General features: G+C 30.1%; 15 protein-coding genes. 13 read left to right on the forward strand and 2 right to left on the reverse strand.

Translation table 11 applies throughout. The features are described from left to right. The first annotated feature begins 100 nt into the window (after positions 1-100). Entirely contained in the window at positions 101-2,884 is a 2,784-nt protein-coding gene (locus AC28QF_RS02135) for a TonB-dependent receptor (protein WP_488200000.1), read from the forward strand. Between the two features lie 117 nt (positions 2,885-3,001). Here AC28QF_RS02135 and AC28QF_RS02140 read toward each other — a convergent pair whose 3' ends face one another. Then, positions 3,002-3,352, reverse strand: coding sequence for a 4Fe-4S dicluster domain-containing protein (locus AC28QF_RS02140; protein WP_488199999.1), 351 nt, complete (start codon positions 3,350-3,352; stop codon positions 3,002-3,004). 71 nt (positions 3,353-3,423) lie between these two features. On the opposite strand from AC28QF_RS02140, the gene AC28QF_RS02145 reads away from it, so the two are divergent. The 12 genes from AC28QF_RS02145 (at position 3,424) to AC28QF_RS02200 (ending at position 13,449) form a co-directional block, all read left to right on the forward strand. Further along, positions 3,424-4,485, forward strand: coding sequence for an acyl-CoA reductase (locus AC28QF_RS02145; protein ID WP_488199998.1), 1,062 nt, complete (start codon positions 3,424-3,426; stop codon positions 4,483-4,485). Positions 4,486-4,539: 54 nt separating this feature from the next. Next, positions 4,540-5,604 (forward strand): 3-phosphoserine/phosphohydroxythreonine transaminase, encoded by a 1,065-nt coding sequence (gene serC, locus AC28QF_RS02150; protein ID WP_488199997.1) that lies wholly within the window; start codon positions 4,540-4,542, stop codon positions 5,602-5,604. A 90-nt stretch (positions 5,605-5,694) separates the two neighbouring features. Beyond that, positions 5,695-6,648 carry an NAD(P)-dependent oxidoreductase gene (locus tag AC28QF_RS02155; protein WP_488199996.1) on the forward strand — a complete coding sequence of 318 codons (954 nt, stop codon included), beginning with the start codon at positions 5,695-5,697 and terminating at the stop codon, positions 6,646-6,648. A gap of 15 nt (positions 6,649-6,663) precedes the next feature. Continuing rightward, the gene (locus AC28QF_RS02160; RefSeq protein ID WP_488199995.1) at positions 6,664-7,902 is read left to right on the forward strand and encodes a DUF1015 domain-containing protein; all 1,239 of its coding nucleotides are present in this window, start codon (positions 6,664-6,666) and stop codon (positions 7,900-7,902) included. Positions 7,903-7,906: 4 nt separating this feature from the next. Then, positions 7,907-8,572 (forward strand): YggS family pyridoxal phosphate-dependent enzyme, encoded by a 666-nt coding sequence (locus AC28QF_RS02165; protein ID WP_488202405.1) that lies wholly within the window; start codon positions 7,907-7,909, stop codon positions 8,570-8,572. Between the two features lie 31 nt (positions 8,573-8,603). Then, entirely contained in the window at positions 8,604-9,701 is a 1,098-nt protein-coding gene (locus tag AC28QF_RS02170) for an exonuclease domain-containing protein (protein WP_488199993.1), read from the forward strand. A 29-nt stretch (positions 9,702-9,730) separates the two neighbouring features. Continuing rightward, positions 9,731-10,543 (forward strand): ion transporter, encoded by an 813-nt coding sequence (locus tag AC28QF_RS02175; RefSeq protein WP_488199992.1) that lies wholly within the window; start codon positions 9,731-9,733, stop codon positions 10,541-10,543. Beyond that, positions 10,544-11,452 (forward strand): tRNA (adenosine(37)-N6)-dimethylallyltransferase MiaA, encoded by a 909-nt coding sequence (gene miaA / locus AC28QF_RS02180; RefSeq protein WP_488199991.1) that lies wholly within the window; start codon positions 10,544-10,546, stop codon positions 11,450-11,452. 62 nt (positions 11,453-11,514) lie between these two features. Beyond that, positions 11,515-12,018 carry an OmpH/Skp family outer membrane protein gene (locus tag AC28QF_RS02185; protein WP_488199990.1) on the forward strand — a complete coding sequence of 168 codons (504 nt, stop codon included), beginning with the start codon at positions 11,515-11,517 and terminating at the stop codon, positions 12,016-12,018. Between the two features lie 19 nt (positions 12,019-12,037). Further along, complete coding sequence (locus AC28QF_RS02190) at positions 12,038-12,202, forward strand: hypothetical protein (protein ID WP_488199989.1); 165 nt, start codon at positions 12,038-12,040, stop codon at positions 12,200-12,202. After that, positions 12,202-13,023, forward strand: coding sequence for a DUF1853 family protein (locus tag AC28QF_RS02195; protein ID WP_488199988.1), 822 nt, complete (start codon positions 12,202-12,204; stop codon positions 13,021-13,023). The genes AC28QF_RS02190 and AC28QF_RS02195 overlap by 1 nt, the downstream gene beginning before the upstream one ends. Positions 13,024-13,044: 21 nt before the next feature. Beyond that, complete coding sequence (locus AC28QF_RS02200) at positions 13,045-13,449, forward strand: hypothetical protein (protein ID WP_488199987.1); 405 nt, start codon at positions 13,045-13,047, stop codon at positions 13,447-13,449. Here the strand turns inward: AC28QF_RS02200 and AC28QF_RS02205 are convergent, their stop codons facing one another. Continuing rightward, positions 13,450-14,364, reverse strand: coding sequence for an EamA family transporter (locus AC28QF_RS02205; protein WP_488199986.1), 915 nt, complete (start codon positions 14,362-14,364; stop codon positions 13,450-13,452). Positions 14,365-14,624 lie beyond the last annotated feature (260 nt).

The raw sequence follows: 14,624 nt of genomic DNA on the forward strand, positions 1-14,624 counted from the left end.
AAATTTTTTCAATAAAAAACATTAAAAATTAAAATAAAAAACTGTAATTAATTGATTTTTACTACATTTAAGAAAATTTAACTAACCTAAATTAAAAATTATGAGAAAAAAAACACTTTTTTTTATTGTATTTATGCTTGCCAGTGTGCACTTTTTAAGTGCTCAAATACAAATTAAAGGAACAATTAAAGACACAGGGAACAGCCCTTTACCTGGTGCTAATATTCTAGAGAAAGGAACTACCAATGGTGGTTCTTCTGATTTAGATGGAAATTTTAGTTTAAGTGTAAATACAAACGCTACACTTATTATTAGTTTCTCTGGTTTTGAAACTCAAGAAATAGCTGTTAATGGAAAAACTAATTTCAATATTGTTCTTAAAGAGGGATTGGAGTTAGACGAAGTAATCATAACAGGTTCTAGGACACCTTCTAGAAGTAACACCACAAGTGCTTTACCTATAGATATTGTTTCCTCTAAAGACTTACAATCTACTGGGCAAACATCTTTCGATAAAGCGCTACAATATAAGATACCTTCATTTAATACAGTACAAACACCGGTTAATGATGCTACTTCTTTACTAGATCCGTATGAAATTAGAAATATGGGACCTAGTAGAACATTAGTTTTAATTAACGGTAAACGTAAAAACTTATCTGCTTTATTATATACACAAACTTCACCAGGGCGTGGAGAAACTGGTGCAGATATTTCAGGTATTCCTACAGACGCTATAAAATCTATTCAAATTTTACGTGATGGAGCTTCTGCTCAATATGGTTCTGATGCTATTGCAGGGGTTATGAATATAATCTTAAAAGATGACTATAAAAATGGTTCTGCCACATTCAGATCAGGTATTACTGGTGAAGGTGATGGAGAAATGTTAGGAGTAAGTGTTAATAACGGTACATCAATTGGGGAAGAAAATGGCTTTATTAATTATACTGTTGATTTTTCTAAGGTAGCTTTAGCTAATAGACCAGGAAAAGTTGATATTACAGGTGAAATGGCCGATTTTGGTGGTTCATTATCTGATGTTCAAGAATTTTTATCAAGAAAACCTGATGCAGGAAACATTAATGGCTCTCCTGAAACTACAGCTGCAAAATTTTTAATTAATGGAAAATATAACTTAACTGAAAAAAGTAGTTTATATTTTGATGCTGCTTATGTTTACAAAAAAGTAAATAGTTTTGCAAATTACAGAACTCCTTTTTGGAGAGCTGTAGATGAGTTTGATTATTTAGCAGATTTTTTTCCGGGTAACAACCCCAACAATGCAGGAGGATATGATGGATATCTACCTACTTTTGAAGGTAATTTAAATGATTACAATGCAACTTTAGGTATTAAATCAGAAAAAAATGGATGGAATACAGATGCCAGTATTACTATTGGTGGTAATGAGCAGACTTATAGCGTAACTAATTCTCATAACAGATCAAATACAAGAGGTGAAAATGAGTATTTAGGTGATTTAAATGGTAATGGAGTAGTTGATGTTACTCCTTATGATATGGATAGTAATGGAACAATAGACATTAATGAAGGTGTTGAATTAATTAGGGGTAATTTGTTATACCAAGGAAATAGCCCTATTGCTTTTAAACCTGGAGGAACAGCATTTAGTCATATTGTAGGAAATATTGATATTTCTAAAATATTATCTGATGAAGTTTCAATCGCTTTTGGATCTGAATTTAGATCTGAAACTTTTGAAGTTATTGAAGGTGATTTAGCCTCTTATGATGGTCTTGGTGCTGATTCATTTGCGGGTAACAGACCTGAAAATTCAGGAAAATTTAATCGATATAATTTAGGAGGATATGCTAGTTTAGATTGGGATGTTAATAAAGATTTTTTAATTAATACAACAGTAAGAGCTGAAAATTATTCAGATTTTGGAAGCGCATTTGTTTGGAAAATTAGTTCTCGTTATAAATTTGCTGAAGATAAGTACAGTTTAAGAGGTTCTGTTTCTACAGGGTTTAGAGCACCTACATTGCACCAAATTTATACACAAAAATCTCAATATTCTTTTGTTCCTGGACAAGCTATTCAAGTTAGTGGTTTAATTAATAATGTATCACCACAAGCAAAACAATTAGGAGTTCCTAAACTTGATGCTGAAAAATCAACAAATGTTACCGTAGGTATTGGTGGTAAACCAACAAGAAATTTAAGTTTTACTTTTGATTACTATAACATAAAAATAAAGGACCGTGTAATTTTAAGTAACGAATTAGCTACTCAATTTGGTACTATTAGTTATTTCTCTAATGCTTTTGATACTGAAACATCTGGTTTAGATGTAGTAGTTGGTTATAAAGGAATTGAATTAGGTAATGGAAAAATTGGTTTAAATTTATCAGGTAATTACACTATTTCTAATGAAAGAACAAGTAGTATACCTACTTTAAACGGAACTGAAATTATTGATGCTACACAAGAAGCCTTATTATTTACTTCTAGGCCAAAAACAAAATGGATTTTAGGAGCTAATTACAACGTAGGTAAATTCGATTTTTCTTTAAATAACACCTATTTTGGTAAAACCACATTTAAACAATCAGGAATGGATTCTAATTTAAGAACAGAATTCACACCTAATGTTGTTACCGATTTAGGTATAAACTATAATGTAGATAATCACTGGACAGTTGCCTTAAACGTAAACAACTTATTAAACGTTTTACCTGAATGGAACTTTAAAGCAGAAAATGCAGATGGTAAAGCTCTTTTAGCTGATCCTACTCGAGTAAAAGTTCAGTCTAACTTAATTACTTTTAACCAACGTTATTCTCAAATGACGTATGACGGTTATCAATTTAGCCAATTAGGTACTATGTTTAACTTATCGGTTAATTATCAATTTTAATATTACACGTTTTTATAATTATTTGATAAAAAGCCGAAATCGTAACGATTTCGGCTTTTTTGGGAAAAAAAAAGTCCTGAGCTAAACTCAGGACTTTTTTATATTTCTAAAATATTTTTATTCGTTATGCATAAACTTCTGCTTACTTAACAACGCTTCTTCAGTTTCAACGTTATCATCATCAGGAACACAACAATCTACAGGACAAACTGCTGCACATTGAGGCTCTTCATGAAAACCTTTACATTCGGTACACTTGTCTGCAACAATGTAATATATTTCATCAGAAATAGGCTCTTGAGTTTCATCTGCATTTGCTTTTTTACCATTTGGTAAAACCACATTTCCAGTTAAATCTGTTCCGTCTGCATATTTCCAATCATCAGCTCCTTCATAAATTGCTGTATTCGGACATTCTGGTTCACATGCACCACAATTTATACATTCATCTGTTATAATAATTGCCATAATTAATCTGTTTCAGTTTTGTAACTTTGCAATCGCAAAAATAGTTCCAAATTAACTTAGAAACAAAATAAATGGATACAATCCAAAATAGAATTTCAGCTTTTGTAGAATTAGGGAAATTTTTAAGCCAGTTTACCCAAAAAGAAACTGCTCAAAAAAACGATATCCAGTTCAATGATTTGTTTTTTGAAGGGTTTAAACATCAATTAAAAATAGCAGGAGAAAAAAATACTTGGTTTACCAAAGAAAACTTATTGTTTGCTTCCGAAAGTTGGTCTAAAGCCTTAACAAACGAAAATATTCAACAATGGATTGCTAACGAAAGTTTAGGTAAAAACGACACTAAGCAAGTTGCCGTTATTATGGCCGGAAATATTCCGTTAGTCGGATTTCATGACTTTTTATCTGTTTTAATTTCTGGGCATTCGGTTTTAGTTAAACAATCTTCTAACGACAAAAGCTTATTGCCTTTTTTAGCTAAATATTTAGAATATGTTCAGCCAGAATTAAAAGGTAAAATTACGTTTACGGAACAAAAATTAACTGGTTTTGATGCGGTTATTGCTACAGGAAGTAACAATACGGCGCGTTATTTCGAGTACTATTTTAAAGACAAACCTAGTATTATTAGAAAAAGTAGAAATTCGGTTGCTGTTTTAACAGGAAACGAAACTGCACAAGATTTTGAAAATTTAAGTAACGATGTATTTTGTTACTTCGGATTAGGTTGTCGTTCGGTATCTAAATTATATGTTCCTAAAGATTATAATTTCGATCCTTTTTTTACAGGAATGTTTAACAAACAAGAAATCATCAACAATGCAAAATATGCCAATAATTACGATTACAACAAAGCGGTATACTTAATGAGCGAGTTTGATATTTTAGAAAACGGATTTTTAATGATTAAGGAGGATCAAAGCTACGCCTCTCCTATCGCTTCTGTTTTTTATGAATATTACGACAATGCAGATGATTTAAAAACAAAACTAAAGCAAGACGAAGAAAAAATACAGTGCGTAGTTGCCAATAATTTTATGGAAAGAGAAATTGCTTTTGGCGAAACACAAAATCCGCAATTATGGGATTATGCTGATGGCGTAAATACCTTAGAATTTTTATCAAAAATTTAAAGATAAACTCCTTATAAATTTCGCACCTTTGTACTAAGAAAAGACTACTAAATAATGAAAAAACATAACTTTAGTGCAGGTCCTTGTATTTTACCTGAAGAAGTGTTACAAAAAGCTTCTGAAGCTATTATAAACTTTAATGATGATAATTTATCGTTGTTAGAAATATCGCACAGAAGCAAACCTTTTGTTGCTGTTATTGAAAACGCACGAAGTTTAGCTTTAGAATTATTAGGCTTAAAAAACAAAGGCTACAAAGCGCTCTTTTTACAAGGCGGAGCAAGCAATCAGTTTTTAATGACAGCTTATAATTTGCTAAACAAAAAAGCAGCGTATTTAAATACCGGTACTTGGAGTAGCAAAGCTATTAAAGAAGCAAAATTATTTGGCGAATTGGTTGAGGTAGCTTCATCCGAAGATAAAAACTTTAATTACATTCCTAAAGGATATGAAATCCCTACAGATGTAGATTATTTTCATTGCACGAGTAACAATACAATTTACGGATCACAAATAAAAAAATTTCCAGAAACCAATGTTCCATTAATTTGTGATATGAGTTCTGATATATTTTCGCGTCAATTAGATTTTTCAAAATTTGATTTAATATATGCTGGTGCCCAAAAAAACATGGGTCCTGCCGGAACAACTTTAGTAATTGTAAAAGAAGATATTTTAGGAAAAGTAACACGCGAGATTCCATCAATGTTAAACTATCAAACTTTTATTGATAAAGATAGCATGTTTAATACGCCACCTGTTTTTGCCGTGTATACATCTATGTTAACTTTAGAGTGGTTAAAAGATTTAGGCGGAATTGAGTTTATAGAAAAAGTAAACAAGCAAAAATCAGCGCTTTTATATAGTGAAATAGATAGAAACCCTTTATTTAAAGGAGCTGTTGTTGAAGAAGATAGAAGCCACATGAACGCTACCTTTTCTTTAACAAACAATAATTTAAAGGAAAAATTCAACACCATGTGGAAAGAAGCCAATATTAATGGTTTAGATGGTCACATAAGTGTTGGTGGTTATAGAGCAAGCATGTACAATGCATTGCCATTATATAGTGTGCAAGCATTGGTAGATGTAATGCAAGAATTAGAACGAAAAGCATAATACAAACGTCATTCCGAACAAAGTGAAGAAATCTATTTATAATGATTTTCATATCATTTTATTCCTCGCAATGACATTATAAAAGTAAGAATGAAAATATTAGCAAACGACGGAATCTCAGAAAGTGGAAAAGCTACTTTAGAAAATGCAGGATTTGAAGTAATAGTTACTAAAGTTGCGCAAGAGCAATTAGAGAATTTTATAAATGATGAAGAAATTAATGTCATCATTATTAAAAATACTACAGAAATACATGCTGAACTTATAGATAATTGTCCAACCTTAAAGTTAATTGCAAACGCAAGCACAAATAACGACAACATAGATGTTATTTATGCAGAAGAAGCTGGTTTACAAGTTGTAAATATTTCTGATGCTAGTGCCAATGCTGTTGCCGAATTAGTTTTTGCGCATTTATTAGGAATGGTACGTTATTTACACCAAGCCAACAGAGAAATGCCTTTAGAAGGTGATGTAAGTTTTAATGCTTTAAAATCTCAATTTTCTAACGGAACCGAATTACGTGGTAAAACACTTGGTATTATTGGTATGAGTGCTGCAGGACAACAAGTAGCTAAACTAGCTTTAGGACTTGGAATGAAAGTGGTTGCCTTTGATGTTAACTTCGATAATACGATAACAATTCCGGTGGAGTTTTTTAACGGTGAAATTATTGATATTCAAATTGATATGTTAAGTTCTGATGACCTCTTAAAGGAAGCACATTTTATCAGTTTGCATTTATCAGCACAAGAAAATCATCTAATTGGTGTTAAAGAATTTGAAAAAATGAAAGACGGAGTTGGTTTTATTAACGTTGCTCAAGGTGGATTGGTAGATGAGGTTGCCTTAATTAATGCTATAGGAAGTGGTAAAGTAAAGTATGCAGGCTTAGATACTTTCGAAAACCAACCAAACCCAGAGATTCAGTTATTAATGAATCCAGAACTTTCTTTAAGTCCTAATATTGCTTCTTACACTATAGAAGCACAGCATAAAATAGGCACAGAGTTGGCTGATAAAATTATTAATTCTTTACATTAAAAACTCAAATTATTAATGGCAATTGTAAAACCATTTAAAGCAGTACGAGCAACTCGAGATAAAGTTGCCATGGTATCTTCTAAATCATATGAGGTTTATCCACCAGAAATGTTAAACGCTAAGCTAGCTTTTAATCCTTATACATTTTTACATGTAATTAATCCTGGGTATAAATATCATAAACAAGATATTACTGGTGAACAACGCTTTAAATTGGTACACAATCGTTATTTAGAATTTAAAGAAGATGGTATTTTCACAAAAGATAAGAATCCTGGTTTTTATATTTATCAAAAAACTACACCTACAAATTCTTTTTGCGGAATTATAGCAGCTACCTCTGTAGAAGATTACCATAACAATATCATTAAAAAACACGAAGGCACTTTAAGAGAAAGAGAATTATTATTCGAAAACTACTTAAAAAACACTGGGTTTAATGCAGAACCTGTGCTTTTAACGTATCCTGATAATGATACTATTAATAGTATTATTGAAAAATATCGTAAAAACAGAGCTGAATACGAATTTTCTACAACCGATAAAGATTCACATTTATTATGGGTTATTGATGATGAAAAAGATATTGCTCAAATTTCTAATGCTTTTTCACAGGTAAACACTTTATATATTGCTGATGGCCATCATCGCTCTACTTCTGCTTGTTTACTTGCAAAAAACTTAGCAAAAGAAAATTTGAAGCATACTGGTAACGAAAAATATAATTTCTTCATGAGCTATTTGCTGCCAGAAAGCCAACTAAGTATTTATGAATTTAATCGATTTATAAAAGATTTAAACGGCTTAGCTGTTGATGAGTTTTTAATTGAATTAGACACCTTTTTTAGGATAGAAAACAGAGGTCAGGAATTATACAAACCAAAAGAAAAGCATCAATTTAGCATGTATTTAAATGGAGATTTTTACGCTTTGCACTTGCGTAAATCAGTTTATAAATTCACAGATGCTTTAAGTAAATTAGATGCTGAAATTTTATATCAAACCATTTTAAATCCGATATTAGGAATTGAAGATATCAGAAATGCATCAAAAATAATGTATTCGCAAGATAAATCAGACAGTTTAGAGTTGAAAACAAAAGTTGATAGTGGCGATTTTAAAGTTTCTTTCGGAATGTTACCAACTACTATAAACGAGTTAAAAGAAATTGTGGATGCAAATATGTTAATGCCGCCTAAAACAACTTATATAGAACCTAAACTAAGAAGTGCTTTAACTATTTATGAATTTTGATAAGATGACAAGAATTAAAGAAAATCTTCAAGAAATAAAAAATACTATTCCAGAAAATGTAACCTTAGTTGCTGTTTCTAAAACCAAACCTATTGCCGACCTTCAAGAAGCATACGATGCTGGCCAGCGTGTATTTGGTGAAAACAAAATTCAGGAAATGGTTACAAAGTTTGATGCTTTACCAAAAGACATTAAATGGCATATGATTGGGCATTTACAACGCAACAAAGTAAAATACATGGCACATTTTGTTGATTTAATTCACGGGGTAGATAGTTTTAAAACCTTGAAAGAAATTAACAAACAAGCTAAAAAACACAACCGTGTAATTAACTGCTTACTTCAAGCTCGTATTGCAAAAGAAGATACCAAATTTGGCTTGTCTTTTTTAGATATTGATAAAATTATTTCATCAGAAGAATTTTCTGAATTACAAAACATAAAAGTTGTTGGCTTTATGGGAATGGCTACTTTTACCGATAATCAGGAGCAGTTAAAAGAAGAATTTTCATCGTTGGCTACATTTTTCACTAAAAACCAAAGTAAAAACTCGAAACTCATTATATTATCAATGGGAATGAGCGGTGACTATCAATTAGCGATCGAAAATGGTAGTAATATGGTGCGAATTGGTAGTGCTATTTTTGGAGTTCGAAATTATATTGTTTAGATTTACATTAATCAGCTAAAAAAAGAAAAAATTGTACGCAATATTAGATATTGAAACAACTGGAGGGAAATTTAATGAAGAAGGAATGACTGAAATTGCTATTCATAAATTTGATGGACACCAAGTAGTCGATCAGTTTATTAGTTTGGTAAATCCAGAAAGAGATATTCAAGAATTTGTTGTTAAATTAACAGGTATAAATAATAAAATGCTTCGAAATGCACCTAAGTTTTACGAGGTTGCAAAACGAATTATAGAAATTACTGAAGGATGTATTATTATTGCTCACAACGCTAATTTTGATTACCGCATTTTACGTATAGAATTTAAGCGTTTAGGTTATGATTTTAAAAGAAATACACTTTGTACTGTAGCGCTTAGTAAAAAATTAATTCCCGAATCTCCTTCACATAGTTTAGGTAAATTGTGTCGTTTTATTGGTATTCCTATGTCTGATAGGCACAGAGCTAATGGAGATGCTTTAGCAACTATACAGTTATTTAAATTATTATTAGAAAAAGATCTTGGTAAAAGTATTATTCAACAATCAATAAAATATGCTGATAAAAGGCAAGAAAAACAACTTTTTATAAAAATATTAAATAAATTACCTGAAAAACAAGGTGTATTTTATGTACACAATGAACAAGGTACTATTATATTTATAGGTAGAGGTAAAAACATAAAACAAGAAGTAAATAAACTCTTCATAAAAGACAGTCCTAAAGCTAAAAAAATAATAAAAAGAGTTAATGATGTTACGCATCAAGAAACTGGCAACCCTCTTTTTACAAGATTAAAGTATCATTTAGAGCTAACAAGATTAAAACCAAAATTTAATGTTATTCGCAGATTAAAAAATGCCAACAAAGGCTTTAACCATGATAATTTACTGATAATCGATAAAGGTAGAACTCCCGAAGAACATGCTGTTATTTTAATAGAAAAAAATATCGTTTTAGGGTACACGTATACTAACTTAGCTTTTCAGGAAAATAATTTAAGTATATTAAAATCAATGCTTACCAAAATAGAAAGTGCTGATTTAGCCAAGACAATTATTAAAAATTATTTACTTAAAAATAAAGTATCTAAAATAGTAAGACTACAGGTAGAAAGTAATTTGTAGTAGTATTTAAACATCACAAACATATATTCTTGGAAGACAAAACTAAAAATTGGAAAGACAAATTACATGATGTAATTTACGGCACTGATACTCCTGCCGGTAAGTTGTTTGACATCGTGTTACTATTTGCCATTTTAATTAGTATTTTATTAGTTATGCTAGAGAGTATTGAAAGTTTTGATACTAAGTACCATGATTTTTTAAATACTGCTGAATGGGTAATTACCTTCTTATTTACAATAGAATATTTTGCTAGAATAATATCTATTAAAAAACCATCAAAATATATTTTTAGTTTTTATGGCGTTGTTGATTTTTTATCTACCATACCTAAATACTTATCACTATTTTTAATAGGTTCACATAGTTTAGTTGCGTTAAGAGCGTTTAGATTACTACGAATTTTTCGAATCCTTAAGGTTTCGAGATATGTGGGTGAATCTAATCAACTTATAAAATCTTTAAACGCTAGTAAAGCTAAAATAGGTGTGTTTTTATATTTTGTGCTTATCATTTGTATTATTTTAGGCTCTGTAATGTATTTTATAGAAGGTGCTGAAAATGGTTTTACAAGTATTCCTAGAAGCATATACTGGTCTATCGTAACATTAACAACAGTTGGTTACGGTGACATTGCTCCACAAACTGCTTTAGGTCAATTAATCGCAAGTATTACTGTTATTATTGGATACGCTATTATTGCGATTCCTACAGGAATTGTAAGTTCTGAAATGGCAAGAAAACAAGTTTTATCAGATTCAAAAAAATGCGCTGGTTGTTCAACTACGGGGCATAAAGATGATGCTGAATTTTGTTATAACTGCGGAACAAAACTTAATTAAATGTCTCAAAAAAATATATTAATAACCATTGTTGGTGCTACAGCTATTGGTAAAACTGCACTTAGCATAAAATTAGCACAGCATTTTAATTGCGATATTATTTCGTGTGATTCTCGTCAGTTTTTTAAAGAAATGACTATCGGAACTGCCGTGCCTGATTCTGATGAATTGGCAGCAGCTACACATCATTTTATTCAAAATAAAAGCATTTTCGAAGAGTATTCTGTTGGTCAGTTTGAGAAAGATACTTTAAGTAAGTTAGATGAATTATTCATGAAAAATCCAATTCAAATAATGGTTGGTGGTAGTGGTTTATATGTTGATGCTGTTTTAAAAGGGTTAGATTATTTTCCAGAAATTGATCCATCAATAAGAATAAATCTTACCAAAGAATTAGAAGAAAACGGCATAGAAACACTTCAAAACAAATTGAAATCACTAGATATTGAAACGTATAATTCGATAACTATTGATAATCCGCATCGTGTTATGCGTGCTTTAGAAATTTGTATAGGTACAGGTAAAACATACGCTTCGTTTAAAAACAAACCAAAAGCACCTCGTAATTTTCAATCGATAAAAATTGGATTGACTGCGGATAGACAAATCATGTACGATCGTATTAATAAACGTGTTGATATGATGATGGATACTGGTTTATTAGAAGAAGCTAAAACAATGTATCCTCATAAAAAATTAAATGCTTTAAAAACGGTTGGTTATAGAGAGTTATTTGAATATTTAGATGGCAATTTCACCAAAGAGTTTGCTATTGAAGAAATTAAAAAAAACACACGTCGTTTTGCAAAACGACAAGGAACTTGGTTTAGAAAAGATAAAGAAATCGTTTGGTTTGATTTTAAAAATCCTGTAAAACAAGTTATACAATCGCTAGAAAATAAAATTTAACGAATTTTAAAGAACTTAGGATATTCACTTTTATATATTTGTCGAAATAATTAACAAAAACAATGAAATCAAAAATTATATTTTTAGCCGTAATCCTTTTATCAACCATAACATTTTCACAAACTAAGTTAGGCACTGTAAATAGTAACTTAATTATTGGTAAAATGCCGCAAATGAAAAGTGTTTTACGAAGAGTTGAAAATTCAGGTAAAAAATTAGATTCTTCTTTTAGTATTAAAGCTACAGAATTTCAAGCAAAATCTCAAGCTTTTAATGAAACTCAAAAAACACTAAGTGAAGCTGATAAAAAAACAAAATATCAAGAGTTGGTTTCTTTAGAGAAAGATTTACAAAAATTTCGTGTTAACGGTACAAAAATGATGCAATTACAAAGAGAAGAATACATGCGTCCGTTATATAAAAAACTGAGTGAAGTTATTAGCGAAGTTGCTAAAGCAAACGGTTATACTCAAATTTTAACTACCGATGGAAATGAATTTGGTTATGTTGATGAAAATTTTGATATCACTCAATTAGTTTTAGATAAATTAGGAATAAAAGAATAATTTTATAACTTTAACGAGTATGAATAAAAAAGAAATCATAGGACTCGCATTAATATTTATTGGAATCATAATACAATTGATGCTAAAAAATGAAATTATTAATTTTATTTCCGGAATCTTAATTGGTGCTGGAATAGGCTTTCTTATTGCTAATAAAATTAAAAATAATCCTATTTCTTTTTAATGGATAAAAAATCGAAAGACCTACAATTACAATACGAAGGCTTTTTACAAACACCTTTTCTATGGATTGGAAAAGGTGTTTTTGATTTTCAACAATTTGATACAAATACTAGCAAAAATGCTATTTTTAACGCAGTAATTACTCAAAATTTACGCTTAGGAAAATTAGTAGAACGTTTTGTTTCTTATGAGCTACAGCAAGACTCATCTATTAAAATTATTGTAGAAAACATTCAAATTCAACAAGAAAAATTAACTTTAGGCGAGTTAGATTGTATTTTATATAAAAATGAAAAACCAATACATGTAGAAATTGTTTACAAATTTTATCTATATGATAATACAGTAGGAAATACAGAAATAGCACATTGGATTGGGCCAAACAGAAAAGATTCATTAGTACAAAAACTAACCAAACTTAAAGAAAAACAATTACCTCTACTATACTCCAAACAATGCGAAACTTATTTAGATAAATTAAATTTAGTTACCAACGAAATTGATCAACAACTCTATTTTAAAGCCCAATTATTTGTTCCGTTAAAAGAATTTGGAAACAATTTCCCTCTGATAAATAATGACTGTATTATTGGCTTTTATGCAACCTTAAAAGAACTCGAACAATTTAAGAAATGTAAATTTCACATTCCGAATAAACATGATTGGTTGGTAAAAGCACATACAAATATTGATTGGTTAAATTTTGAAAGCTATACTAAAGAAGCAAACACTTTTCTAGAAGAGAAAAGAGCACCTTTATGCTGGATAAAACATCCGAACGGTAAAATCATGAAGTTTTTTGTTGTTTGGTGGAATTTTTGATATCACTTATAAAAATAAATTATGAAAACAGTAAAGAGCTTATTATTTACCCTTTCTCTACTTTTTATTTTCGCACTTTCTTCATGTGTTGCAGATGAAATTAAAAGCGCATCGTGTTTAGAATTCGATAAAATCTCACAAGGTTATAATGTTTTAGGAACAGCTGTTTTTACAAATAAAATTATTGAATTCGAAATTTATAATACATGCCCTTATAAAATAAAAGTTACCGATATAAAAATCCGAGGTAAAAATGCTAGTGAGTTTACAATTCAGGGAATTGCAGAAGGCACTTATCTAACAGAAGATAAACTAAAATTCAATATTCTTTTCTCCCCAAAAAGTTTAGGAAAAAAAGAAGCTGGTTTAACGATTTTTCATGAGTTTGGCTCTCTTGTAATTTTTGTGAATGGTGAAGGGATTTAACTACGATCCCTTTCTTGCAACAGTTTTCACCAATCTTTTTCTAGATGTAATAAAATAAACACCTGTTAATAAAATTACAGATGCTATTACCGATTGTTCAGTAAGTTGCTCATCTAATAAACTCCAACCTAAAAACAAGGCTATTATCGGATTTACATAAGCAGATGTTGCCACTTTTTCTGGTGATACTGATTTTAAAAGGTAGTTAAAGGCCGTAAATGCGACAATACCACCAAAAATAACTAAGAATATCATAGCTCCTTGTGTTTTAGAAGCCCAATTTAGTGGTGAAACCCAAGTTTCTTTAAAAATTAAACTTGATACCGCTAATATAGATCCTGCTATTAACATTTGATATCCCGTAGCAACCAAGTAATTTTTAGGTAAATCTGCTTTCGATACAAAGACACTTCCGTAGCTCCAACTTAGCACACAGGTTAAGATCATAAAAATACCTAAAACTCCGCCTTCAGAAGTTGCTATTTCTTTCTGACTTACCAATAAATACATTCCCGCTAAACCAAACAACACTCCGATTATTGATTTTCGTTGCATTTTTTTACCATCTATTAAGCGCAATAAAAAAAGCACAAATAATGGTTGTGTAGATGCTAATAATGCCGCAAAACCTGTATCAACATATTTTAAAGCCCAAACAAACACCCCGTTTCCATATACTAAAAACAAAAAACCTGCTATTGCAGAATTTAAAAGTTGAGTTTTGGTAATTTTTATTGATATTTTTAACAATGTTGCAATGATCATAATCAACACACCTGCCACTAAAAACCGAATAGAAGCCAAAAATAAAGGAGACAATTCGGTTACCGCAATTTTATTAAATAAATAAGTAGATCCCCATATAATATATATCGAAAAAAATGCTGCAATAATTAATAGTTTGGAGTTTTTCATACTTACTTAGTTTATAAAGTAAAAATACTATAATTGTAATTTATAAAAGTGCTTTAAATATATTTTTTTAGAAGCTATTTCCCGCTTTTCGCACTCGCTCTCTACGAGGAGCTCTAACAAATGCTACAATCGGGGCTAGACTCCTTATTAAATTATGGCTAATATTTATATTTCTAGTTATTTTATTAAAACATGTGAGATTTTTAAAAACAAAAAAACCACCAATATTGGTGATTTTTTCATAAAATATATCAAAGTAT

The sequence above is a fragment of the Tenacibaculum sp. M1.3A genome (assembly GCF_057732375.1).